Source organism: Vibrio sp. 10N.261.54.E10, from assembly GCF_002877735.2.
GTDB lineage: Bacteria > Pseudomonadota > Gammaproteobacteria > Enterobacterales > Vibrionaceae > Vibrio > Vibrio crassostreae_C.
In genome coordinates this window covers 223,330-248,872 of the sequence record NZ_MCXE02000002.1, presented here as the reverse complement: position 1 = coordinate 248,872, position 25,543 = coordinate 223,330, and the positions used below count along the sequence as shown (strand labels likewise).

General features: G+C 45.5%; 14 protein-coding genes, 2 tRNA genes and 2 pseudogenes. 12 read left to right on the top strand and 6 right to left on the bottom strand.

Going from position 1 to position 25,543, the window contains the following annotated elements:
* Window positions 1–7: 7 nt before the first annotated feature.
* Window positions 8–8,143 (bottom strand): VCBS domain-containing protein, encoded by an 8,136-nt coding sequence (locus tag BCU07_RS12380; protein ID WP_413286168.1) that lies wholly within the window; start codon window positions 8,141–8,143, stop codon window positions 8–10.
* Between the two features lie 233 nt (window positions 8,144–8,376).
* On the opposite strand from BCU07_RS12380, the gene BCU07_RS12375 reads away from it, so the two are divergent.
* The 5 genes and pseudogenes from BCU07_RS12375 to copI all read left to right on the top strand — a co-directional run bounded on the left by BCU07_RS12375 (window position 8,377) and on the right by copI (window position 15,854).
* Entirely contained in the window at window positions 8,377–8,841 is a 465-nt protein-coding gene (locus BCU07_RS12375) for a hypothetical protein (RefSeq protein ID WP_102428572.1), read from the top strand.
* A 99-nt stretch (window positions 8,842–8,940) separates the two neighbouring features.
* The gene (locus BCU07_RS12370; RefSeq protein WP_102428571.1) at window positions 8,941–10,383 is read left to right on the top strand and encodes a TolC family protein; all 1,443 of its coding nucleotides are present in this window, start codon (window positions 8,941–8,943) and stop codon (window positions 10,381–10,383) included.
* An 11-nt stretch (window positions 10,384–10,394) separates the two neighbouring features.
* A pseudogene (locus BCU07_RS12365) lies at window positions 10,395–12,136 on the top strand (efflux RND transporter periplasmic adaptor subunit).
* Window positions 12,133–15,276: an efflux RND transporter permease subunit gene (locus BCU07_RS12360; RefSeq protein WP_102428570.1), complete on the top strand. Its 3,144-nt coding sequence runs from the start codon at window positions 12,133–12,135 to the stop codon at window positions 15,274–15,276. Before BCU07_RS12365 ends, BCU07_RS12360 begins: the two are co-directional and overlap by 4 nt.
* A gap of 23 nt (window positions 15,277–15,299) precedes the next feature.
* Entirely contained in the window at window positions 15,300–15,854 is a 555-nt protein-coding gene (copI, locus tag BCU07_RS12355; protein ID WP_102428569.1) for a copper-resistant cuproprotein CopI, read from the top strand.
* 126 nt (window positions 15,855–15,980) lie between these two features.
* Here the strand turns inward: copI and BCU07_RS12350 are convergent, their stop codons facing one another.
* From BCU07_RS12350 to BCU07_RS12340, 3 genes are all read right to left on the bottom strand, one after another.
* A complete protein-coding gene (locus BCU07_RS12350) occupies window positions 15,981–16,238 on the bottom strand; it encodes a hypothetical protein (protein WP_102428568.1) in 258 nt (85 codons plus the stop codon).
* A 325-nt stretch (window positions 16,239–16,563) separates the two neighbouring features.
* Window positions 16,564–16,638 (bottom strand) — tRNA-Gly (locus BCU07_RS12345).
* 38 nt (window positions 16,639–16,676) lie between these two features.
* Window positions 16,677–16,751: transfer RNA gene (locus BCU07_RS12340), tRNA-Gly, on the bottom strand.
* Between the two features lie 525 nt (window positions 16,752–17,276).
* Here BCU07_RS12340 and BCU07_RS12335 point away from each other — a divergent pair.
* From BCU07_RS12335 to BCU07_RS12310, 6 genes are all read left to right on the top strand, one after another.
* Window positions 17,277–18,440, top strand: coding sequence for a threonine/serine exporter family protein (locus BCU07_RS12335; protein WP_004731486.1), 1,164 nt, complete (start codon window positions 17,277–17,279; stop codon window positions 18,438–18,440).
* A gap of 175 nt (window positions 18,441–18,615) precedes the next feature.
* Window positions 18,616–18,954 carry a zinc ribbon domain-containing protein YjdM gene (locus tag BCU07_RS12330; RefSeq protein WP_004731484.1) on the top strand — a complete coding sequence of 113 codons (339 nt, stop codon included), beginning with the start codon at window positions 18,616–18,618 and terminating at the stop codon, window positions 18,952–18,954.
* 72 nt (window positions 18,955–19,026) lie between these two features.
* Entirely contained in the window at window positions 19,027–19,521 is a 495-nt protein-coding gene (locus BCU07_RS12325) for a GNAT family N-acetyltransferase (protein ID WP_102428567.1), read from the top strand.
* Window positions 19,522–19,613: 92 nt separating this feature from the next.
* Window positions 19,614–20,045, top strand: coding sequence for a GNAT family N-acetyltransferase (locus BCU07_RS12320; protein WP_017081499.1), 432 nt, complete (start codon window positions 19,614–19,616; stop codon window positions 20,043–20,045).
* Between the two features lie 141 nt (window positions 20,046–20,186).
* Entirely contained in the window at window positions 20,187–21,548 is a 1,362-nt protein-coding gene (locus BCU07_RS12315) for a DUF1800 domain-containing protein (RefSeq protein WP_017081500.1), read from the top strand.
* Window positions 21,549–21,556: 8 nt separating this feature from the next.
* Window positions 21,557–22,744: a DUF1501 domain-containing protein gene (locus BCU07_RS12310; protein ID WP_102333476.1), complete on the top strand. Its 1,188-nt coding sequence runs from the start codon at window positions 21,557–21,559 to the stop codon at window positions 22,742–22,744.
* Between the two features lie 68 nt (window positions 22,745–22,812).
* Here BCU07_RS12310 and BCU07_RS12305 read toward each other — a convergent pair whose 3' ends face one another.
* On the bottom strand, window positions 22,813–23,424 hold the full coding sequence (locus BCU07_RS12305) for a LysE family translocator (RefSeq protein WP_102428566.1): 612 nt from the start codon (window positions 23,422–23,424) through the stop codon (window positions 22,813–22,815).
* A gap of 102 nt (window positions 23,425–23,526) precedes the next feature.
* Between BCU07_RS12305 and BCU07_RS12300 the strand changes: the two are divergent.
* Window positions 23,527–24,408 (top strand): annotated as a pseudogene (locus BCU07_RS12300) (LysR family transcriptional regulator).
* A 63-nt stretch (window positions 24,409–24,471) separates the two neighbouring features.
* Here BCU07_RS12300 and BCU07_RS12295 read toward each other — a convergent pair.
* A complete protein-coding gene (locus tag BCU07_RS12295; protein WP_102428565.1) occupies window positions 24,472–25,416 on the bottom strand; it encodes an ADP-ribosylglycohydrolase family protein in 945 nt (314 codons plus the stop codon).
* Between the last annotated feature and the right edge of the window lie 127 nt (window positions 25,417–25,543).

Sequence of the window (25,543 nt, the reverse complement as noted above, 5' to 3'; positions counted from 1 at the left end):
TGATGTTCTAGTTATTTGGGTCTATGTCAGGCAGTCCGTCAACGTCATTATGATGGTGTAAAGAATCATCAATAGATGGGTTATCGGTATGGTGAGACAGCCCATCACTCATACCATCGTCAGTTTGCTCAGCCCCATAAGCACTCTCGGCATCACTGAAAATGATATCGATATCATGCGCTACTGGTACATTGTGTGACGGTGAATCTATAGACGGCGAGTCAGCATTAATACCCAGAGCGTCTAGGTAAGCATGGGCACCAGAACGCTGTTCGTGTTCGCCTATCGCTGTATGTTCTAGGTTTGCCGTCACCTCATCAAAATTAAGAGTAACTTCATCAGGGGTGCTGAAAGAGGCATCCGGTTCATCCGCTTGGCTCATGCCGGGTGCTGGAGGAGGTGATGGAGCGATTGGCGATAAATCCATGCCAGTTAGTGTGGTTTGGTCAATGTGATGTCCGCTGTTTCCATGGACGGATTGCGAGTGCAAATGTAGGTGCACCGCGACTTGTGAGTTTTGATCGCCTCCTAGGGTTAAAACAAACGAGTCGGTTTCGTCTGTACCACTACCGTAAGAGCCTCCTGTATGTGTCTTAACGACGCCTGATGAAGTTTGTTGGTAATCGTAACTCAACTCTCCGGTTGCAGGATTGACATGCAAAGTACCAAATTGACCGTGTAATGCAGTGAGAGAGTGTCCGTGGTGATCTGATATTCCCCAGCCTGTCATTGGCGTAGGCGTTCCTTGGTGAATAATTGGAGGAATTCCGATTGAGGCATGCAGGTCCTGATTGCCTGCACTGCCGGTAATTTTTGCAGGGGCAACTAGGGTTGGCATTGGTGGAACATCGCTGTGTCCATCAATGCGCATTTCAACTTCTTGAGTTGTAATGCCCCCGTGTCCATCATCGACTAATAGAGAAAACTTATCGGTCAATTGTTCACCATTATTTAAAGCATTAACATGGCTATTGCTGTTATTAAGTGTGTAGACCCAAGTTTGTGTATTGCTATTATAGGTAACAGAACCATACTGTGGCTGATGTTGGCTATCAATACTGACAGAATGTTGATCGCTATGATCAACATCGCTGATAATAATTTGCCCAGAGGTCGCATTTGCAGCATCTTCATCAATGTTATGTGCACCTGCGATAGCTTCAGAAACTGTTGGTTTATCATTAGTGCCATGCACATTGATGGTAATAATTTGTTTATCACCACCAGCGGTCGTTACTTCATATTGAACCTGCTCGACTTGCCCTGCCGCTAAGTGCTGAATATTGGCATTGGGAACCGAATAAGCCCAATCACCGGCTTTTCCAATGGTCAGATGACCGCCATAGGGATCACTGACCGCATGGGCATTACGAGTGGCGTAAAAATGATCTTCACTGGCATCAGGATCGATAACATTCAACACGCCAGTGACAAATATCGTATGTTGAGCATCACCTTGTACATGGCGATCTTCTGTAATTTGACCGCTTTTATCTCCGGTGAAGATCGCAGCATCGCCAGCTGCCGAGAGCGTCGTTGATGCGCCAGTGTGGGTCACACCACCGTGAGCATCTTTAACGTCATAGCTGAAGTGTACATCGCCGTTATAGTCTTTTTCTGGGGTAAAGGTAAATGTGCCATCGGCATTTAACGCAATAGCACCATGGTCAGCCTGTAGGTTTTCAATGGATAATTTGCCAATATCGTTGTCGTCAACATCGCTAGAATTGGCCAGTAGCTGTGCTGGGGTGAGGACTATTTGGGTATCTTCCAAGCCATTCGCTAAACGCACTTCAGCCGATGCGACGGGAGCATCATTGGTGCCATGAACGGTCACTGTAATATCTTTTTTAGCACTGCCATCGATAGATTCAACGGTAAAGGTTTGCTGGAAGCTTTCCCCTGCGCCTAAATGTTGGACTTTATCATTGTCAATATCGTATGACCATTGGCCCTGTGCGTTGATATTGAACCGACCACCTTCGGCGGTAGTGATGGTTTGTGCGATAAAACCGGCTTGATCGTGATCCGGGTCAATGACCTGTAACGTGCCACCACTGCTGAGTTGACTGGTGGTATTGCCAAAGGAAGTATGATCTTCGTAAACATGATTATTTAGGCTGGAGTAGGGCGTCACTGCAATTTTTGCTTGGTTATCTTCACCGGTCACTTTCACCATAATGGTGAGCTTCTGACCATCAGTGGTTTCGACTTCGTAGGGGAGCTCCATCGACTCGCCAGCATGTAGGCTACTGATTAGATCGTCCGGATGATGATTGGTACCAGCATCTAATTTGAATTGATAAGTGCCATTAGGCCAAACATCAAGGTGACCAGGTGCAAAACCTTGACCTAAATACTTCCCGCTAAATACAAACTGAGTGTTATCACCACTATCAGGGTCAATCAGCTGAAGCTGGCCTCTATAGGATTTAAATTCACTATCCAGCGCTTGTGTTTCAGTGAGCTGAATGACATTAGAAACCAGTGTGGCTTTATCATCTGTCCCGGCAATGGTAAGCGTGGCGGTTTGTTGCGTACTTCCACCATGGCCATCTTCTACTTGATAGGTGATAGCGATTTGTTGCGACTGACCATTGGCCAAATGGTTAAATGCGGGATCAGTGGCATCAACAATTAATGTATGACCATCAGTATCTAAGGTGATACCTGCGGGGATTTTCCCTGCCTGAAGTTGACCATCGATGGCATATTCAAGGTGACTGATAGTTAAAGCGTCGCCGTCTTTATCTGTGGCACCTACTAGCAGATTGAGGGTGTGATGATTATCGGCCCCCTCACTGACACTGTCTGTTAAAGGCGTCACATCAGGGTTGTCGTTAACCGCAGCTAAGTTGGTGGTTGCGCCGGTGTGGGTCACACCACCGTGTGCATCCTTAACGTCATAGCTGAAGTGTACATCGCCGTTATAGTCTTTCTCTGGGGTAAACGTAAACGTACCATCGGCATTGTTTAGAATAGAGCCATGGTCGACATGGAGGTTTTCAATGGTTAGCTTACCGGCGTCATTGGCATCCACATCGACGGTATTCGCTAATAGTTGCGCGGTGGTTAAGGTTTGGCGTGTATCTTCACTGCCATTTGCAAGCACCACTTCTGATGAGCAATAAGGTCGGTCATTATCACCATGAATAGTAATAACAATATCGTGGGGTGTACCATCTTTTGATTGGATCGTTATTGTATCAGTTAATGTTTGCCCTTCTCCAAGTTTATCAATTGCTCTGCCTGTTGCATCCTGGCCTATTGATGCGTAATAGCTCCAATCGCCATTTGTTTGTAATATGACCTGACCATAACTTCCGTGATAAACACCTGTTTGAGCGTGGGCTTCACCGCTATCGGCATCGTTGATATTAAGGTGGCCGTCGGTATGGATTTGATCATTCCAAAGCTTGCCAATATTGCCATGTTGATGATCGGGCGAACGATCCCCCACAGAGCTATTAGTGACTGTTCCATCGGCAGCAGTAAAACTATGCCCTTCATGTACATCGCCAGTGCTATCACCGGTAAATGTTGCTGCATCTTGTGAGGCTGTTAAGGTCAGCCCAGCTTGGGTATGCGTGATGCCACCATGCGCGTCTTTGATGTCATAGTTAAATTGCACGGCACCGTTATAATCTTTTTCCGGTGAGAAGGTGAATGTACCATCTTTATTATCGATAACCGTTCCATGATCAGCCACTAAATTTGCAATGGATAATTTGCCAATATCGTTGTCGTCAACATCGCTAGAATTGGCCAGTAGCTGTGCTGGGGTGAGGACTATCTGGGTATCTTCCAAGCCATTCGCTAAACGTACTTCAGCTGACGCAACTGGCGCATCATTGGTGCCATGAACGGTCACTGTGATATCTTTTTTAGCACTGCCATCGATAGATTCAACGGTAAAGGTTTGCTGGAAGCTTTCCCCTGCGCCTAAATGTTGGACTTTATCATTGTCAATATCGTATGACCATTGGCCCTGTGCGTTGATATTGAACTGACCACCTTCGGTGGTGGTGATGGTTTGTGCGATAAAACCGGCTTGGTCGTGATCCGGGTCAATGACGTGTAACGTGCCACCACTGCTGAGCTGATTGGTGGTATTGCCAAAGGAAGTATGATCTTCGTAAACATGATTATTTAGGCTGGAGTGGGGCGTCACTGCAATTTTTGCTTGGTTATCTTCACCGGTCACTTTCACCATAATGGTGAGCTTCTGACCATCAGTGGTTTCGACTTCGTAGGGGAGCTCCATCGACTCGCCAGCATGTAGGCTACTGATTAGATCGTCCGAATGATGATTGGTACCTGTATTTAATCTGAATTGATAAGTGCCATTAGGCCAAACATCAAGGTAACCAGGTGCAAACCCTTGACCTAAATATTTACCGCTAAAAACAAACTGAGTGTTATCGCCACTATCAGGGTCAATCAGCTGAAGCTGGCCTCTATAGGATTTAAATTCGCTATCCAGCGCTTGTGTTTCAGTGAGCTGAATGACATTAGAAACCAGTGTGGCTTTATCATCTGTCCCGGCAATCGTAAGCGTGGCGGTTTGTTGCGTACTTCCACCATGGCCATCTTCTACTTGATAAGTGATAGCGATTTGTTGCGACTGACCATTGGCCAAATGATTAAATGCGGGATCAGTGGCATCAACAATTAACGTATGCCCATCAGCATCTAAGGTAATGCCCGTTGGAAGTTGGCCCGACTGAGGTTGGCCATCGATGGCATATTCAAGGTGACTGATAGTTAAAGCGTCGCCGTCTTTATCTGTGGCACCTACTAGCAGATTGAGGGTGTGATGATTATCGGCCCCCTCACTGACACTGTCGGTTAAAGGCGTCACATCAGGGTTGTCGTTAACTGCAGCCAAGTTGGTGGTTGCGCCGGTGTGGGTCACACCACCGTGTGCATCTTTAACGTCATAGCGGAAGTGTACATCGCCGTTATAGTCTTTTTCTGGGGTAAAGGTAAACGTGCCATCGGCATTGTTTAGAATGGATCCATGGTCAGCATGCAGGTTTTCAATGGTTAGTTTACCGGCGTCATTGGCATCCACATCGACGGTATTGGCTAATAGTTGCGCAGTGGTTAAGGTTTGGCGTGTATCTTCACTGCCATTTGCAAGCACCACTTCAGATGAACAGTAAGGTCTGTCATTACTGCCGTGAATGGTGATGACAATATCGTGTGTTGTACCATCTTTTGAATGGACTGTAATCGTATCGGTTAAGCTTTGCCCTTCACCAAGTTGGTCAATTGCAGTGCCACGCGTTGTGGGTCTAGCACCTATACCTGATAGATGCCCGGCATCGGCGTGATAATGCCATGTACCGTCATTTTGTAGAATCAGATCTCCATAGGTACCGTGGTAGTCGTAACCATTGCTACCTTGCTTTTCAAAAATAGACTCACCCGTATCAGGGTCTGTAATGGTTAGCTTGCCATCCGCATAGAGTGTTGTATTGCCAAGTGTGGCGATGCCAGGTTGGGCATAGTCGGGAGACATGTTAACGCCAGCAGTATTTTCAGATATAGAGGCAGTATCAACGCCGCCAATAATAGCCGCATTATTTGTCCCATTGACGGTAATAGTAACTTGATGTGGCGTGCCATCGGCAGAATGAACGGTGATGATGTCAGTGGTTTTTGAACCTTGCGCTAACGCTTGCACGGTTGGGTTTGTATTGTCTAAATCATAGGTCCAATCACCGTTATCTTTAAGATGTAGGGTACCTAATTGACCTGCGATATCGGTATTTGAGAAGTGCGCTTCGCCTGTATCGGTATCAGTAATAGTCAGAGTCCCAGACGTTTGTAATTGCGACTCTTCCGTTACCGCACCAGAGTTAGTGCCTGCAATCACAGCTTTGTCATTAGTCCCATTTACAGTAACAGTGATTTGATGTGGTGTGCCATCGGCAGAATGAACGGTGATGATGTCAGTGGTTTTTGAACCTTGCGCTAACGCTTGCACGGTTGGGTTTGTATTGTCTAAATCATAGGTCCAATCACCGTTATCTTTAAGATGTAGGGTACCTAATTGACCTGCGATATCGGTATTTGAGAAGTGCGCTTCGCCTGTATCGGTATCAGTAATAGTCAGAGTCCCAGACGTTTGTAATTGCGACTCTTCCGTTACCGCACCAGAGTTAGTGCCTGCAATCACAGCTTTGTCATTAGTCCCATTTACAGTAACAGTGATTTGATGTGGCGTGCCATCGGCAGAGTGAACGGTGATGATGTCAGTGGTTTTAGCGCCTTGCGCTAACGCTTGCACCGTTGGGTTTGTATTGTCTAAATCATAGGTCCAATCACCGTTATCTTTAAGATGTAGGGTACCTAATTGACCTGCGATATCGGTATTTGAGAAGTGCGCTTCGCCTGTATCGGTATCAGTAATAGTCAGAGTCCCAGACGTTTGTAATTGCGACTCTTCCGTTACCGCACCAGAGTTAGTGCCTGCAATCACAGCTTTGTCATTAGTCCCATTTACAGTAACAGTGATTTGATGTGGCGTGCCGTCGGCAGAGTGAACGGTGATAGTGTCCGTCGCCGTTTTACCTTGCGCTAGTGCTTGAACTGCCGTGTTTTTGTTATCTAAATCGTAGGTCCAATTACCGTTATCTTTAAGATGTAGGGTGCCTAATTGACCTGCGATATCGGTATTCGAGAAGTGATCTTCGCCTTTATCGGTATCTGTAATAGTCAGAGTCCCAGACGTTTTCAGTTGCGACTCTTCAGTTACCGCCCCTGAATTTGTACCTGAAATAACAGCAGTATCATTAGTGCCATTGATCGTAACCATAACTTGATGCGCTGTACCATCAGCTGAGTGAACAGTGACGATGTCTGTTGCAGTTGAACCTTGGCCAAGTCTTTGAACTACTGGGTTATTGTTGTCTAAACTGTATGTCCACGCACCGTCTTTGGTGATGCTTAGCGTACCGAAATTACTAGTCACTTGTGAGGCTTGAAAGTGGTCCTCTCCAAGATCAGAGTCCGTTACCGAAAGCTGCCCTTGAACTTGTGTCGTTAAATCTTCAGTTAACGTGCCAGCATCCACACCCGTAATTACGGCATTGTCGTCGTTTCCGCCAATCGTCATATCGATCGTTTGCGGTGTGCCATCTTTGGTGTGAATTGTGAAACTTTCATGCAGTGAAGTGGCTGCGGTTAAAGCTTGAACATTAGAGAGCGAGTTATCAACTTGATACTGCCAATGTCCATCAGCATCGATAGTTAATGAACCATATTTACCTGAGATAACTTCCGGCGTAACCGAACTTTCATTTTGGTCAGGGTCTATGACATCGATTTTGCCGTTCGCATGTAACAAGCCTTGTGAATCAATATTGTGATCTTCTGTTACCACACCTGTTAAGTCTCCAGAAATATTTGGCGTGTCTTGCTTACCTGTTACCGGTATCTGAACAATGATGCTCGAGCCATTAGATAGATGTAACGCAAAATGATCAGTACCTGGTTGGTGCTGGTTTAACAGGATGTATTGAGGAGAATTTGGATTCAATACGAATGTGTATTGACCATTTGCATCAACATGAAGCTCTCCGTACGTACCTTTTATGACTTCTGGCATAAAGGTGACGGGTAAAGCGGGCGTCGTAGGCGCATTCGAATGAGTCGGCTGACCGTTACTCCCTGAGGAGATAGTCGGCATCGATACCGAAGGAATGTAATGGACTTGCGGGTGAGAAAGCGTCGACAAATGATGAGAAGGAACCAAGTGAGAGCTCGAACCATGGGCGGCATGACTTGCACTTAAGGTGGAGTTTACGTCGCTGTCACTCGTCTGAGCTTCTTGGAGAGCAACCGCTGATGAGTCCGCCTTGCTATGGTCATCGGTGACATCTTTTTCGGTCACGTTATTTGCGGTTACTTGATCTGCAGCGTCGCTGGAATTGTCTATACTTTCCGCAGCAGCGTGTTTAGCCAATGATGGCAAAATCATCATGAGTGACTGAAAAAGTGGGATATTCACTTTTAGATGTGAATGCAGTCTGCGCTTCTTTTTTTGTGTTGGTTTCTTTTGTTCTAGCTTGTTACTTTTCTTATTTTTGATTTCTGTATTTTTCTTGTTTGCTTCGACGTTTTTTTTGTTAGCCATTTTTATCATCCGTGAATCGTGGTTGCACTATCTTAAGTAAAATACACAGATAGAGGTTTCGCTAGCTAATTGGATAATTTTTAAAGAAAAAACTGCAAAGTCGAAGAATTATCTCATTTTGATGAAAGAGAGGATGAATACTTTTTCAACGGTCAGGCAAATATCGGCACAATGGCATTGACCTTACCCTAAGGGTAACGTTTATAGTTGCGGTGTAAATTCAAAGGTAAGCTATGACAAACACATTCCGAAAAACTTGGATTATTGTTTTCAGCATCATTGCGATGTTGATGTCTAGCTATGCCTCAAGCTCCTCAGCCTTGATGACTGAAGTAATGATGATGGAAATGGGGTCGAGCAAGTCGGCTTGTTACCACAGCGATACTTCGGTTAATGATTCAATGGCGGGGTGTCATGTGATGAGTGAAGAAGTACACGCTGAAGACTCTAACATGAGTGCCCATGCTTTGATGGCTCAATGCGATATGTCTTCAATGAGCGAAGACGGTAGCTCGATGATGGGTAACCATTGTTCGAGTGTCGATTGCTGTGCCTCAATGTGTTCTGCAAGTCCCTATCCAATTCAGGCTGTTCAAGTCGCGAATCCATTTGTCTCTTCTTTAGCTCGTTTTCAATCTGTCATTATTGGGCAGAAAGTCGCACGCGCTCAATCTTTGCTACGCCCACCTTCCGCATAAATCTATATCTAAAAATACAGCTCTATCAGTTAGATAAACCTGATAAGCCATTCTTTTTTATGCGCTAATTAGCGCTAGATATGGACATTCATTGTGAATATGAAACCAACAACCTCTGTGTTTGTCATGAACACGAGCTTAGTGGTTGCTGCTGCCTTGCCTATGGCCTTGTTTTCAAGTGCTACGCTCGCGGCTACCACGGCGTCAGCTTCAAATGCTCAACACATTTCAGCACATGACCAAGCAAGCTCGACGCAGCAACTCAATACACTGATTGAGATTGCTTTAAGCGAAGATGGAAATCGCAAACAGTACTTTGCTCAGTCTCAAGCGATGCGAGAAACGGGCATTGCCAGCGCGACCTTAATGGACCCGAAATTAAAAGTTGGATTTGGCGGTTTGCCTGTCGATAGCTTTCAATTCGACGAAGACCCGATGACTAATATATCGGTAGGGCTGATGCAGCAGTTTGAGCGTGGCGATACGCTTAACCTCCAACAGAAAAAGGCAGGCCAACAGGCAGATGCTTTAGCTTTGCAGGTGCAAGCAAGAGAATTGACGGTTGCGAATAGCATGACGCAGCTTTGGCTTGAGTTAGGTTATCAGCAAAAGGCTGAGTCGGTGATTCGTCAAAATCGTCGTTTGTTGGTTGAGCTTGAAAACTATGTACAAACCAATTACTCGATTGGTAAAAGTGAAGCGCAAGATCTGCTTAACGCTCAGCTTCAAGTGAGTAAGCTTGATGAGAAACTTCAGGCAAACAAGCAGGTTCAGCGCCGCTTAATCTCTCAGCTTTCTGAATGGTTGGGTGCTGATTGGCTAGGCTCTCAGGTTCTTGATTCTCAGGGCACACTGAATGCAACTAACCAAATCGATTGGTCATTGTTAGAAAGTAAATTAGCGACCAATATCGATTCAACCAAGCACTACCAGCTACTGACTGACCATCCTTTGGTTAAGATCTCCGATGTCAGTATTTCCTCCAATCAAACTCAAGTTGAGTTAGCCGAGCAAGCTTATACCCCGCAGTTTGGGGTGGAAGTGATGTATGCACACCGTCAAGCCAATAACATGGCGGGTGAACCAGCTTCTGATCTGGTGAGTGCTTATCTGACAGTCGACATCCCGCTGTTTACGGGGAATCGACAAGATAAAAACTTATCGGCTGCTCAGTATCAAGTTGGTGCGGCCAAATCTCAAAAAGACACCTTACTTTCCCAAATGAACGCGCAAGTGAACGCATTGCTGGTGGACAGATCAAATCTGATCCAGCGATTAGATCGCTATCAAACGTCCTTGCTTCCTCAAACCGCAGCCCGAATCAGCGCGGTTGAGAGGGGCTATCAAAACAATACCGCTCAGTTTAACGATGTCATTTTAGCAACGACCGATGAGCTGGCGCTTAAGTTAGAGCAACAACGTTTGATCACCGATCTCAACATCGTTAACAGCAAACTGGCGGCGTTAGTCAGTGGCTTTGAATACCAAGTAAACCAACCACAACTCAACTCAAGCGTAACTAAACACACAGCCAATCAATAAGGGAATAGACAATGAGTACAGTAAAAGTAGCAACAATCGCTTTATTGGTCGGTGGTGCATTGAGTTTTGGTGTGAACCATTTTCTAATTAATCCAGCACACGACATGTCAGCAATGGCAACGAGTACAGATGCCGAAGTAAGTAAACAAACCAAGGATGAACCTTTGTATTGGGTGGCTCCGATGGACCCAAATTATCAGCGTGATAAGCCGGGCCAGTCACCAATGGGGATGGATCTTATCCCTGTGTATGCTGACGATGTGAACGGCGGAGCCAAAGATAAGCCCGGTACCGTGTTCATTGATTCTTCGGTAGAAAATAACCTGGGTGTCAAAACAGCGAAAGTTAAGTTCGAAGCGCTGTCTCCTCGGATTGAAACCGTGGGTTATGTGGCGTTCGATGAAAGTACATTGTGGCAAACCAACGTAAGAGCAGCTGGTTGGGTTGAGAAGCTCTACATCAACGCTGTGGGTGAGAAGGTAAACAAAGGTGATGTGCTTTTCACACTCTATTCTCCAGAGCTTGTTAAAGCACAAGAAGAGTTGATCAGTGCTTATAAAACGGGTCGTAAAGGTTTGATCAAGGGCTCTACTGAACGCTTAATTACCTTGGGTGTTGATAAGACTCAAATCCGCTCTATTACGCGCAAAGGCAAAGCCTCACAAACCATTGAAGTCAAAGCGCCAGCCGATGGTGTCATCGCAAGTTTGAATATCCGAGAAGGTGGTTACCTTTCACCTGCACAAGCGGTGATCAGTGCTGGTCCATTAGGCGAAGTATGGGTTGATGCTGAGGTGTTTGAGCGTCAAGCGCACTGGATCTCGTCAGGCAGCAATGCGGTGATGACGCTAGATGCCATTCCTGGCAAAGAGTGGCTGGGTAATGTCGATTACGTGTACCCAATCCTTGACCCAAAAACTCGAACCTTGCGCGTTCGTTTGAAGTTCTCCAATCCCCATGGCGAGCTTAAGCCAAATATGTTTGCCAATATTGCGCTGAAACCCATTAGTGATGAAGCGGTTCTTACTATCCCAAGATCTTCGGTGATTCACTCCGGTGGTATGACTCGAGTGGTGATGTCAGAAGGTTCTGGCAAGTATCGCTCTGCTCGTATTGAGGTTGGTCGTGAAGCTGGCGAAAAAATAGAGGTGCTTCAAGGGCTAGAGCAAGGTGAGAGTATTGTCACTTCTGCGCACTTCATGTTGGATTCTGAATCGAGCCAATCTGCTGATCTGTCACGCATCAATGGTGTTGAGGAAGAAGCTGAAACCGTGTGGGCAAATGGCGAAATTTCCGATGTTATGCAAGGCAGTCGCATGGTGACGATTAACCATCAGCCTGTTCCTGAATGGGATTGGCCGGGTATGGTGATGAATTTCACCTTTGCGGAAGGCTTAGACATGAGTGATGTGAAACGTGGTAAGGCGATTGATTTTGAGATGAGAAAGACAGAGTCAGGGCAGTACGAGGTTGTTGATTACAAGGTCAACAAACACAAGATCGCCGGCGAAGTTTGGGTACGGGTGATATCACCATGTTGATGGCAGATTTTGGCATGATCACTGTAAAACATCAGCCAGTCCCTGAGTGGAATTGGAAAGCGGGTGAAATGAATTTCCAAGCCAGTGATGACCTTGATTTATCTGAGTTTGCCGAGGGTCAAACCATTCGGTTTCTAGTGGCGAAGCAAGGTTCTGATTATGTGCTCAAATCTCTCGAACCGACGAATAGCACGGGTGAGGGCGAACTATGATCAATGCAATCATTCGCTGGTCTATTAGCAACCGCTTCTTAGTGCTGGTTGCTACTGTAGCCATCGTATTTGGCGGCTTATACAGCGTTAAAAATACACCGGTCGATGCCATTCCAGATTTATCAGATGTTCAGGTAATTATCAAAACCAGTTATCCGGGGCAAGCGCCACAAGTGGTCGAAGACCAGGTGACTTATCCATTGACCACCGCCATGTTAGCCGTACCAGGAGCTGAAACGGTTCGTGGTTACTCGTTCTTTGGTGATTCCTATGTATATATCATCTTCAATGACGATACTGATATGTACTGGGCACGTTCACGAGTGCTGGAGTACCTAAGCCAAGTTGCACCTAACTTGCCTTCGAGTGCTAAGCCAACACTAGGGCCAGATGCAACCGGTGTAGGCTGGGTTTACAGCTACGTGTTGCAAGATAAAACCGGTCAGCACGACTTAGCGGAACTTCGTAGTTTGCAAGATTGGTTCTTGACGTATGAATTGCAAACCGTAGAAGGCGTGTCTGAAGTGGCGACCGTTGGCGGCATGGTGAAGCAGTATCAAGTACAGATTGATCCTGCCAAGTTACGTGCTTATGACCTAACGCTTCAGCAAGTCAACAAGGCAATCCAAGATGGTAATCAAGAAACCGGTGCGTCTGTTGTTGAGATTGCCGAAGCCGAGCACATGGTTCGTACGACGGGTTACCTTACAAGCATCGAAGACATTCAATCTTTGCCGTTAAAAGTGACAGACAAAGGTACTCCGTTGCTATTAGGTGACATTGCTGACATCAACCTTGGACCGCAAATGCGTCGTGGTATCTCTGAACTCAATGGTGAGGGGGAAGCGGTTGGCGGTGTTATTGTGATGCGCTTTGGTGAAAATGCCAGTGAAGTGATCGACTCGGTGAAATCCAAACTCGCTGAACTGCAAGCTGGCTTACCTGATGGTGTCGAGATTGTCGCGACTTATGACCGTTCGACTTTGATTGATTCAGCCGTTGAAAACCTTTGGAAGAAACTGGCTGAAGAGTTCATCGTGGTCGCCGTGGTGTGTGCGCTGTTCTTGTTTCATATTCGTTCATCACTGGTTATCGCACTAAGTCTGCCTGTTGGTATTTTAGGTGCTTTTATCGTGATGCATTGGCAGGGTATTAACGCCAACATCATGTCTCTTGGCGGAATAGCGATTGCGATTGGCGCCATGGTGGATGGGGCCATAGTGATGATCGAGAACGTTCATAAACACATTGAACGGACTCCGCTCACTGATAAAAACCGTTGGCAAGTGATTGGTAAGGCTGCAGAAGAAGTTGGCGCACCGCTGTTCTTCTCTCTGATTATCATTACCTTGAGCTTTGTGCCTGTGTTCGCGCTAGAAGGGCAAGAAGGCAAGATGTTCTCGCCACTTGCGTTTACCAAGACGTATGCGATGGCCGCAGCCGCTGGTTTGGCTATCACGCTTGTGCCTGTGCTAATGGGTTACTTCATTCGCGGCAACGTGCTACCTGAACACAAAAACCCAGTCAACCGCAGCCTAGTGGCGATGTACAAACCGCTTCTAAACCTCAGCCTAAAGTATCCAAAGGTGATGATTGTTATCGCACTTGGCTTAATGGCGTCTGCTTATTACCCAACCAGTAAGCTTGGTAGTGAGTTCATCCCTCCTTTGGACGAAGGGGATTTGATGTACATGCCAACCACCTATCCGGGCATCTCAATAGGTAAGGCTCGTGAGTTGTTGCAACAAACCAACAAGCTCATCAAAACCATTCCAGAAGTCGAAACCACGTGGGGCAAAATTGGCCGAGCAGAGACAGCAACCGATCCTGCGCCACTGACTATGATTGAAACGGTTATTCAGCTTAAACCAAGAGATGAATGGCGTGACAGTGTCACTACTGAGTCGTTACGAAAAGAGTTTGATGATCTGATTCAATTCCCCGGTTTGACCAACGCTTGGGTCATGCCAATCAAAACGCGTATCGACATGTTGGCGACCGGTATTAAAACGCCAATTGGTATCAAAATCGCAGGCCCAGATCTGAGCGTGATTGAGGATATTGGCTCTCAACTTGAACCCATCCTCAATAGCGTGAGTGGTACGGCTTCTGTCTACGCTGAGCGTGTTGCGGGTGGTCGTTATGTGACGATAGACATCAAACGTCGTTCTGCTGCGCGATATGGCTTGAGCATTAAAGAAGTGCAACAGGTTATTTCGACTGCGGTTGGTGGCATGAACGTGGGCGAAACCGTTGAAGGGCTAGAGCGTTATCCAATCAATGTCCGATACCCACAAAGCTATCGTGATTCTGTCGTTAAGTTGCAGAACCTGCCGTTAGTGACACCAAATGGAGCGCGAATTGCTTTGTCTGATGTCGCGGATATTCGCTATGAAGATGGGCCTCCAATGATTAAGACGGAGAACGCGCGTCCTAATGGCTGGGTGTTCGTTGACATCGAAGGTCGCGACCTTGGTTCTTATGTGGCAGAGGCGCAAAAAGTCGTTACAGATCAAATCGTCTTGCCTGCTGGATATTCATTGGCATGGTCTGGTCAATACGAATACATGGAGCGCGCCAAAGAACGTTTAAGTGTCGTTGTGCCAATTACCATCGCCATCATCATGTTGTTGCTCTACCTCAGTTTCCGCCGTGTCGGTGAGGTGATGATGATCATGCTGACATTACCACTCGCGATGGTTGGTGGTTTATGGCTAATGCATATCCTCAATTACAACTTCTCCATTGCAGTGGGGGTGGGCTTCATCGCCCTTGCCGGGGTAGCTGTTGAGATAGGTGTGATCATGTTGGTCTACCTAAACCAAGCATGGCACTACAAAAAATTGGATGCGGAGCAGAACCAGCAAGCACTTCAGAGTGAAGACTTAACGGATGCGATTCGTGAGGGCGCAGGACTGCGTGTTCGCCCAGTGATGATGACGGTACTTACTGTGATCATTGGCCTCATTCCAATTATGTATGGCGAGGGAACAGGCTCTGAAGTGATGCAGCGAATTGCTGCGCCGATGATAGGCGGAATGGCGTCTGCACTGTTGCTTACCCTACTGGTGTTGCCTGCAATCTTTAAGCTCTGGAAACAGCGTGAGATTACGCATAACCAAAACGAGACAAACAAATAACTGAATTAATCTAAGGAACGATCATGAAAAAGACACTTATTGCGATTGCACTGACGTTAACTACTGCAACGGCTTTTGCTGAAATGGACCATTCGAATATGGATCACTCGATGATGAAGAGTGGAGAGATGGATCATTCAAAAATGGATCACAGCATGATGAAGGATGGAAAGATGGACCATTCGATGATGAATATGGAAGGCATGTCTGAAGTGGGTATGCCTGCGACAGGCGCAAAGCCGGATAAAGTGGTTCATGTTCTGCTAAGTGACGATATGAAAATCACATTTAAGAACAAGGTTGATATTGAGCCGAACGACGTGGTGCAGTTTGTTGTGATGAACACAGGCAAGATCGATCATGAATTCTCAATTGGTTCTGCAACAGAGCAATTAGAGCACCGTGAAATGATGAAAAATATGGGTAATCACGCTCATGACTCGGGAAGTACAGTCACAGTTAAGCCGGGCAAAGCGAAGCAATTGCTGTGGCATTTCTATGGTGATAATAACGTAGAGTTAGCGTGCAATATCCCTGGTCACGCTGAAGCGGGTATGGTGAAGTCGTTAACGCTTTAGACGTTAATCAATAGCGCTTTGTTGAATTAGAAATTCAATGAGGGCTAGAAAATTAAAGATAAGTCTTAACTTATACCTAAAGCGCTTTGCTGTGAGGGATTCGCTGAGGCTTATCTTTATTTATAGTCACTGTAGCAAGATAGAAGTTTCAAGCAGATGGTGTGCTTCGCCGCTCAGATGCGGTAGCTCTGCCATGATCTTTTTAAACTTGTCATCGATTGACTCTGCTTCATTCAGCGATCGAAAAGCCAGTACAGCCTGTTCAGGCTCGCTGTTCACATAACCTTTCAATGTATCTAGCTGAATTTTATTGGCATTTTCAACTTTTGCTAACGCGACATTAATTGCTTCGATGTTAATTGTTAACTCATTGATTTTAAACATTTTTATTATTTTGTGGGTTGTTGCTAATGCGCGCACATTACCACAATGATTTTTGCAGATATTGACCAAGATTATTAAATTGGAACAATTTTGAAAATCATTAAAAGCTGAACTGCAATGTGTGATTTGGATAGGTGTCAGAAATACGAAGCAATTTAAGGAGTTAATAGCTTTGGTTGGTCACTTAGCGTTGATTCGTCAATCTAAGCTTAAATAAAATAAGTTTAGTCAGTATAGATTTAATGATTATGGACTTAGCAAACGGCGAAAATTTTTGAATAGGGTGTCGCTGGAAGAAAGTGCGTAATGAAGCTTAAGGAGAAGTTGGAGCGTGCAGCGGGAATCGAACCCGCATCATCAGCTTGGAAGGCTGAGGTAATAGCCATTATACGATGCACGCACACTGTCTTATGAGTCAGACTGAGGCGTTAAGAGACTTGGAGCGTGCAGCGGGAATCGAACCCGCATCATCAGCTTGGAAGGCTGAGGTAATAGCCATTATACGATGCACGCACATCGTCTTAACGAGTTTGATAATGCCACATCTAACTGAAAACGAAACCTTTTTCTTTCATTTTTATTCTAAGTGCTCGCATAACCACCACTCCGCTAGTTTTTCCATCATGTTCGGCGCTTTCAGAGTGAATAAAACGTGACTAAAATCTCGTTAAAAGGAGGGCGAGAAATATTAGTAGATGTCATGCTGCTTTTTGCGATAAATCCGAGTCAATTTATAAACACGCTTTGGTGGTGCTTAGTTGTCATAAATCTCATGAAAATTAAGGAATTTGGAGTGTTAACGTAAACTGATTTTTATTTGTGTTTTGGCGTCCACTAATAACAATCTGAATGCATAAATTTAACTTATCAGCCTGTCAAAACATTCAGTAAACTAATCCCAAATGAGTAGAGTTATAGGCACTTATAAGCCTTTGCAGAAAAAAGTAACGAGTTCAGTTGATAATTCACGCAAAAGTCTCGTCATTCCGTCTATCGTTTGGTACATTTGCCGCACATTTTGTCTCCCCTAAAATTCCCATGCCTTCTCAGTTCCGAATTAACAAAATTGTTGAAATTGGTGACACTCTTCACCGCAGTGGTTGTGCTCCTTACAAGCTAGAGAAATACACTCAATTCTATGCAAAAAAGCATGGTGTGGATGTGATGATCCAAGCAACGCCAACTGCGATTAACTATCAATTTCCAGACGATAACAACGCCGTTATTCTTAAGCGTCTAAAGCCTGCGTCAATTAACCTGAGTTTGTTGGCCAATACGATCATTCGTATTAACCAGCCAAGCAGTGAGCCTGTACCAGAACCTGTCGGTTACTCAAAATTTGTGACTGCACTTGCCAATATGGGTATTCCGCCTGCTTATTTGATGCTGGTGGGCAGTACGTTGGAAGCGGTGGGCTTTTCTGCGTTATTGGGTTTGATGGTGTGGGTATGTCAGCAAGTTCTTCATTCACGTCGTGCTATCGCGGTTGAGTTCATCTCGGCACTGCTAACCGGTATCTTCGTGGCGTTTCTGGCGAGCACAGGGTTGCCGATTCCGGTGTGGGCGTTGTGTATCGCCTCGATTGTCTTGTTTGTCCCCGGGTTATCCATAGCTAACGCATTAGAATGTTTGGCGTTTAATGACTTGGTTTCTGGTACCAGCTTGCTAGGGCAGAGCGCCTTAACCCTGATTAAGCTGTTTGTCGGGATTATCATGGGGCTCAACATCGGTGAAGCGATATGGGGACAAGCGGTCTCCATCGACTATACCAATGCGGTACCGATGTGGATGCACATATCTGGCTTGGTGCTGATCTCTGTTTCTATCGGTGTGATGTTCAATGCGCGACCTAAAGACATCTTACTTGGTTTACCAGTCGCGGTTCTTGGCATGTGGGGGCCGTTCTACCTCGGCTTTGATAGTGGTTGGGTTGTGGGCACTTGGGTAACCACGGTTCTTATTACTCTATACGGAACTTGGATTGCCAAGAAGATGGAGCTCACGGGCTCTATTTATATCGTGCAAGGGATCATCATCTTGGTTCCGGGTAGCCGAGTATTAGTAAGTGCCAGCCAGTCGGTGTTTGAACAGTCGATTCTGCCTATTCCTAGTATTGGTTTGTCGGCGTTATTCATGTTCTCTGCAATCGTGGCAGGGCAAATCACCGCTTACTCGATTTACTCACCAAAAGTCGAACGTTAAATTCCGCTTCTCAAATTTTTAAACAAACACAGCTTAGCGGCTGTGTTTGTTCGTTTTAGGTACGGATCTTTTTTAAGACAATTAACTCTTCGTAAAACTTGTTAGATTTATGCTCGCTAAGCCTAACAAGAGCCATTAAAATGGAACAAATTCTATTTAAATGAAGTATTAACGTATGTCTTTACCTCCTTGCCCGCAATGCCAATCTGAATATGTCTACCCAGATCAAAACAACCTAATCTGCCCTGAGTGTGCCTACGAATGGAACCCAGAAGAAGAGCGTTTAGAAAGAGAAGCCGCGCGTGTTAAGGACGTGAATGGCGTTGTATTGGAAAGTGGCGATAAAGTTACCTTCATTAAAGATCTAAAAATTAAAGGCAGTTCTAGCGTATTGAAAATTGGTACTAAAGCTGTGATTCGACGCATCAATGAAGGCAAAGATCACCAACTAGATTGCAAGCTGGATGGTGGCGGTGAAATGCTGGTTACGGCGAAGTACGTTAAGAAGCAGTAGTCGATAATAGGTCAAAATTGCGAGTCGCTCCTGAACTAAATAGCGTAGAAGCCGTTGGATAATCAACATCATATGGACATGGTTAAAGCTGCTCTTTCACATTCAACGGCCTTTCATTACTATGTGAACGCTTGCGCTGAGGATGGGGTAGATATTTACACGGGGATTTCCGATGGCAGTGATGCCTATTTAGAAAGACGAATTGCTTATTCAAAAGGCGAGGGTTTGCCAGAAGGGTGGACGCCTGCTTCTACGTATTTTTGTATCGACTCTGGTCAAATCCTTGGTGTGATAAGAGTTCGTCATGGCACCAGTCCGTACATTCACGATGTCATCGGACATATCGGATATGAGACGCTGCCACAAGCCAGAGGGCGGGGTATCGCAAGTCATATGTTGTGTTGGGTTCAACGACACGTATTGACCGAAAGCGCTATTATTACGTGTGAGAGAGGCAATATTGCTTCGCAAAAGGTGATAGAGAAGTGCGGTGGACAATTCCTGAATACCTTTTATTCAGATCAAGATAAACACGAAGTCTTACGTTACCAACTAGAACCAAAATGAACATTTAAGCGTGGCATTTTTGGTTGTGTCTGGGGCTCTGAATTCCGGCTTAAACGAAAATGAAACCATAGCCAATTATTGTTGGAGGTATTTTGAAGTATTCAACAAGACCGGCTCAGTCATCAGATTATGAATTTCTGTTTGAGCTCAAGAAAGCCGCTGAGTTTGAACCGATCAAAGCCGTATTTGGCTGGGATGAGCAAATTCAACGAGATATACACGCCGAAGAGTGGGCAGAAGAACGCCCTGAAATCATTGAATATCAAGGTAAAGCGATTGGTAGTGTGTTGTTGCAAGACAAAGGCGAGCACTTCTATTTTTGCCGATTCTTTCTACTGCCTGAATATCATGGCAAAGGTATTGGCAGCCAAGTTTTAACGGATTGCTTAGCTCAAGCAGCCAAACTCAATAAGCCTGTGGAGTTGTGTTATTTACAAGGTAATCGAGTTGGGGAGTTGTATTTAAGGTTTGGCTTCGAAATCACCTCGCAAAACGATCAGTTTGTCTATATGTGGCGTGAATAGACACTCATTCAAAATGATCACACCGTGTCGGTAACTTGATAGGCACCTGACACTTATCTAACGTAAAACCTTGTAAAGCTCCCTATGCTTGATGACTAAGCGATTACACTTAGAAAAAGATCGAGCGTAAGGGAGTGTGCAATGAATTATTACCCGACTTCAAAAATCGTGGGTGAACAAAGGTTTGGCTTTGGGCCAAAACTAGGTCAAACAACCTATTATTCTCCTGTAGAACAGTTGGATAAAAAGCCATTCGTTCACCAAGCTATACAAGACTTACCGAGTACTGAATCTACTCTGATTAAAGTAGGAGAGAATCGTGTACAACGAATGAAGGCCAAGGGTGACGAACAACAGATGCAAGCCACGAAGAAAGAAGCGCAGTCTTTTCTTCGAACGCAGTATCGACAACAAGCTCAAGCTCGCCACCTACAAAGTGTTGAAACTCCTTATGGTTTTCAAGAGCGCATCATTCAGTTTTGGAGCAATCACTTCGCCATCTCGGTCGATAATCGAAAACTGATGCCCTTGGCCGCCAGCATTGAAAACGATGTGGTTCGCCAGCATTGGAATGGTAACTTTGGCGAGATGCTGATGGCTTCTTCTAAACATCCTGCGATGCTTCTGTATCTCGACAATCAACTCTCGATTGGTCCCAATTCAAAAGTCGGAAAGCGCCGTAATAAGGGGCTCAATGAGAACCTCGCTCGTGAGATCTTAGAACTCCACACTCTTGGCGTTGACGGTTCTTATACTCAGCAAGATGTTATTGCTTTAGCAAAAGGCATTTCAGGCTGGGGCATTAAATTCAAATCTCCTGATGCTGGTTTTCGATTCGCTAATAATCTGCATGAGCCAGGAAGTATCACACTGCTTGGAAAGTCCTATTCTCAATCCGGGGTCTCGCAAGGAGAGTCGTGTTTAAAAACCTTAGCGACCCACAAAGACACTGCTGCGCACTTGGTTGATAAGCTTTGCCAGCATTTCATTGGCGACATATCTAAAGAACTCTCAGAGCAAATGGTTGCTGAATATCTGAAAGGCGAGGGAGATTTACTGCCTATCTATCGCTTGTTATTGAACAGCGCTGAGGCGAGTAAACCTAACCCTAATCGTTTTAGACCGCCGAAGGAGTGGCTGTTTGCCGTTCTTCGTAGTGCCGATATTTCTTTAAACGAGAAACAGGCATTCAATGCACTCAACAATTTAGGGCAGCCTCCTTTTAAACCGGGTTCACCTGCAGGCTGGTCGGATCAAGACAGAGACTACAATAGCCCTTCGGCGTTGACTCAACGTATGCAAGTTGCGAATAGGCTTGCGTCTGCTGCAATAAAATCGGCTAAAGCGTCAGGAGTTAAGCCGAAAGCGGTAGTGGATAAAGTGATCGCGGGTTTATATGGCGATGCTATTGATGAACACACCCAAATTGTATTGAACAAAGCCGACAGCGCTGCAATGCAACTTTCCCTGTTGTGGCTAAGTCCGCAGTTTCAATATCGTTAGGAGTGGGTATGAAAAAGTCAGATTGTTCTCAGAATAAAGCGCCACATAGTATTAACCGCCGCCAGTTCATGGGTATTGCGGCGGCTGTTGGCGTCAGTGCGATGCTGCCATTTCCAAGCTTTGCCAAAACAGGTTCAGACAATATCTTCATTTGGGTATCACTGCGTGGCGCGATGGATGGTTTAAATGTTGTAGTGCCGCATGCCGATCCGGATTACTCTAATTTGAGACCCAACATCGGATTAAAACCTGAACAGCTAGTGAAGTTGGATGATTTCTTTGGGCTCCATCCGTCCCTAAAGCAATGCCATCAATGGTATGAGAGTAACGAACTCAGCTTTGTACACGCTTGTTCAACCGCTTATCGCGAGCGCTCACATTTTGATGGACAGAAGATATTGGAGAATGGCACTTCCGACCCGTTTAACACCGTAGGGTGGATTAACCGTTTACTCACGTTGAGCTCAGAAAAATACGATGGAATAGCGATTGATTCGGGCTTACCACTCATCATGCAGGGCGAATCGACCGTTGCAAGTTGGTACCCAAACCGCTTAAAAACACGTGATAAACAAACGGAACTGCTGGAAGAGTTGTTTCAAAGTGACCAAATGCTGTCTTCAAACTTTGAAAGTGTCATGAAGATAGATCAACTGGTAGGCGACCAAGGTGTCGGCAAACAGTTTAAATCATTGATGGGTAAAACAGGCGACATATTGTCGGCTGATAACGGACCAAACATCGCAGCGTTAGAACTCGGTGGGTGGGACACTCACGCCAATCAAGGCAACGTAAATGGACGGTTGAGTAATCAGCTTAAAACTTTGGATGTTGGGTTAGCGGCTCTCAAAGCTTCACTAGGTGATCGTTGGCAGAAGACAGTGATCATTGCAGCCAGTGAATTTGGTCGAACAGCAAAAGAAAACGGCACCAAAGGCACCGACCATGGCACTGGCAACGTCATGTTTGTTGCGGGTGGTGCGCTGCCATCGTTGAAAGGAGCGGGTGGTAAGGTTATTACCAATTGGCCGGGCTTGAGCCAAAGCCAGCTATATGAAGGCCGAGACCTTAGTCCAACGACTGATATGCGTTCGGTTATCAAGGGTGTGCTCAACCGACATTTATCGATAGAAGTGAAACAACTCAACGCTATCTTCCCTGATAGTGCCGATATTAGACCGATGAATCTTGTTTAGAGTTTTACCAAGACCCAGTTAGATGCGATTCAGTCGTTTGAATCGCTCTCTATTTGTGACTCGCTTGTTTACGATTTAATCGCCAACAGTGCTCCGAACGTCACTAAGCCAAATCCACATGCTTGATTAAGCCTTTTCTTTGCTCTCAATAGATGCTTTTGCAATGTATTCGAAGTAAACAGCATAGCGACAACGCCAAACCATAAACCGTGAAGAACGATCATGTAAAGCCCATAGCCGAGCGCGACATGCTGGTTTTCTGCATCAGGTGAGATGACTTGGCTGAAGATGCTCAAAAAGAACAACATGGTTTTTGGGTTGAGCACGTTACATAAGAAGCCTTGGGCTAAATAGCGCCAAACACTGGTGCTTTGCTTTGCATCTTCCATCGGTGCAAGCTTGTTGTCCGCACTCAAGATACCTTTTAGCCCTAGATAAATAAGGTAGGTTGCACCTGCGTATCTAATCATGTCAAACAGCTGCTCATTCTGTGAGATTAAGTAACTGATCCCAAGCATTGAATAACTGATGTGAGCACAAATCGCTAAACTCACACCGATTGCAGTCCAAATCCCTGCTTGTCTTCCTTGGTTGACACTGTTTTTCAAAACTAAAACGAAATCAGCGCCTGGGCTGATAACAATCAATAGTCCCAATACTGCTAGGATTAACCACTCCATAATGACTCCAACTCTTTATATTTGATGAGCCAGCATTGTATGGTTTTTTATTGCTGCCTATAATCGAAATGAATTCCACCTATCTGTGAGAAAAAATCACACATGAGACATTTGAAAGCATTTCATATTTTCCACGTAGCAGCGCATTCGAGTAGTTACAGTGAAGCGGCGGATAAACTCAATATCACACATGGCGCGGTGAGTAAGTAGATCAAGGTATTGGAAAATCACTTATCCCAAGTTTTGTTCTACAAACAGGGCAGGAATGTGTGTCTCACCAAAGAAGGGGAATTACTCAAAGGTTACACAGAGCAAGCGTTCCAAGCCTTGGAGACTGGAGTCCATAAGCTTAATCAGCTGAATCATCAAGCGTTGGAAGTTTCATGCGAACCCACATTGACCATGCGTTGGTTAATGCCTCGACTCGGTGATTTCTATAACGAATCCGGAATTGATGTTCGATTGTCGACTGCTGGTGGGCCTGTGAACTTGAATGCGACAGGGCTCGATATGGCGATTCGCCGAGATGACTTTAAATTAACCGAGCGTTACGAACAGATACCACTAGTTGAAGAGTGGGTAGGCCCTGTGTGTTCCCCGGGTTATTGGCAGCAGGTAAAAGATAACTTAGATGATGTGAAATTACTGCACAGCAGTACACGGCCAGGTGCTTGGAGTCATTGGGGTGCTATCACTATAGATAAAGTTAATGGTGGAGAGTGGTCAAAAGCTCGAGCGAACCAAACATTTGCACACTTCTACTTTTGCTTTCAGGCGGCTGTCGATGGGTTAGGCATAGCGCTTGGGTCTTATCCACTTGTCGCCGACGATCTTGAAAGAGGTAACTTGATCGCGCCGTTTGGCTTCGTACCTTCTGGTCACCAGTACATATTGCTCACGCAAGATAGCAACCATGAAGAGCCAGAAAGCCCGTTTGTTGTTTGGCTGAAGAATGAGTTATCGCAGTGTGTTCCAACTTTATAGGAACGACATCCGACCTAGAAGTGTGCTTGTCTTATGTCAGGCTCTAGTTCGTTGTTGTGGAAATCACTCAATAGGCAAAGACAGCACGCCACCATTGAGTTCGACTTGTTTTAGCCATTCGGTTGGAATTTCGCCATCTCCTTCGTAGAAACACGCCGCTAATACCGCGCCAATTACAATCGCACGACCGCAGCTGTCACCACCACATAAGATGTTGTCGCGAATGCCTTGTTGATAACTCTGAGCACCTGCAATAATGCGAATCAGCAAGGGGAACGCGGCACTCAGTTCACAATGCAATCCAAACTTCTTCGCGGCATCTGTAATCGAAAGCTCTGGATCAGCCAGTGCTTCGTCGATTTGATCGTGTATGAACTTGCTACAAGTTTGTCGCACCATTTCTACCGATTGCAGTGGAGAGTTGCCTTGAATTGCCGCTTGAACCAATAAGGTGATGGCTTGTGCCCATTCCACGGCTTTGTCGTTGTTGTTGGTCACTCGTACCGCACTCTCTACCATTGCTGGTAAGGTGTGAGAAGTATAAGTACATGCGATTAATGGAATGATCTTTGAGACTGTGGGGAGCTGTGTATCATCCGCACCACACGCTGTAATCGGAGCGTTTGCCAATTCTAATTGATGGATGTTCAACAAGCTCATACGAGTCGCTTTATCAATGTAGCCTTTCCAACTACCACCAAAATCAAACCAGAATCGGAAGTGCTTGATGTAGCTCGCTTCATCGTACTGTTGGTTGTCGACTAAACTGTCGACCATCGCCAATAGCTGAGCACCATACTGTGATTGTTCACCTGCGGTTTTTCCTTGGTGAGCAAAGTAGCCCTTGTCTTGATAATCGAACTGATTCGGTGAGCGAAATTCTGGCTCAAAACCTGCTACGTGTAAGATCCTCTCTTGGTCATATAGCCAGTGCAGCCCCATTGAAGCAGCGTCTCCAACTAATGCGCCGACAACGGCGTAAAAAGCTCTTTCTTTATGATTGTCCATGTTGAGCGATGTCCTTGAGATGAATCAACGTAGTTCGATACGTTAAGTATAGTGATTAGCCGAGCATTTTGCTGTGTTTCTAAGAAGAAATATGAAGGAATAAATTCTGACTGATCAATAACTTAAA

Coding starts and splice junctions, on each gene's coding strand:
- BCU07_RS12380 (WP_413286168.1), bottom strand. CDS start 8,143: ATGGCTAACAAAAAAAACGTCGAAGCAAACAAGAAAAATACAGAAATC.
- BCU07_RS12375 (WP_102428572.1), top strand. CDS start 8,377: ATGACAAACACATTCCGAAAAACTTGGATTATTGTTTTCAGCATCATT.
- BCU07_RS12370 (WP_102428571.1), top strand. CDS start 8,941: ATGAAACCAACAACCTCTGTGTTTGTCATGAACACGAGCTTAGTGGTT.
- BCU07_RS12360 (WP_102428570.1), top strand. CDS start 12,133: ATGATCAATGCAATCATTCGCTGGTCTATTAGCAACCGCTTCTTAGTG.
- copI (WP_102428569.1), top strand. CDS start 15,300: ATGAAAAAGACACTTATTGCGATTGCACTGACGTTAACTACTGCAACG.
- BCU07_RS12350 (WP_102428568.1), bottom strand. CDS start 16,238: ATGTTTAAAATCAATGAGTTAACAATTAACATCGAAGCAATTAATGTC.
- BCU07_RS12335 (WP_004731486.1), top strand. CDS start 17,277: ATGCCTTCTCAGTTCCGAATTAACAAAATTGTTGAAATTGGTGACACT.
- BCU07_RS12330 (WP_004731484.1), top strand. CDS start 18,616: ATGTCTTTACCTCCTTGCCCGCAATGCCAATCTGAATATGTCTACCCA.
- BCU07_RS12325 (WP_102428567.1), top strand. CDS start 19,027: ATGGACATGGTTAAAGCTGCTCTTTCACATTCAACGGCCTTTCATTAC.
- BCU07_RS12315 (WP_017081500.1), top strand. CDS start 20,187: ATGAATTATTACCCGACTTCAAAAATCGTGGGTGAACAAAGGTTTGGC.
- BCU07_RS12310 (WP_102333476.1), top strand. CDS start 21,557: ATGAAAAAGTCAGATTGTTCTCAGAATAAAGCGCCACATAGTATTAAC.
- BCU07_RS12305 (WP_102428566.1), bottom strand. CDS start 23,424: ATGGAGTGGTTAATCCTAGCAGTATTGGGACTATTGATTGTTATCAGC.
- BCU07_RS12295 (WP_102428565.1), bottom strand. CDS start 25,416: ATGGACAATCATAAAGAAAGAGCTTTTTACGCCGTTGTCGGCGCATTA.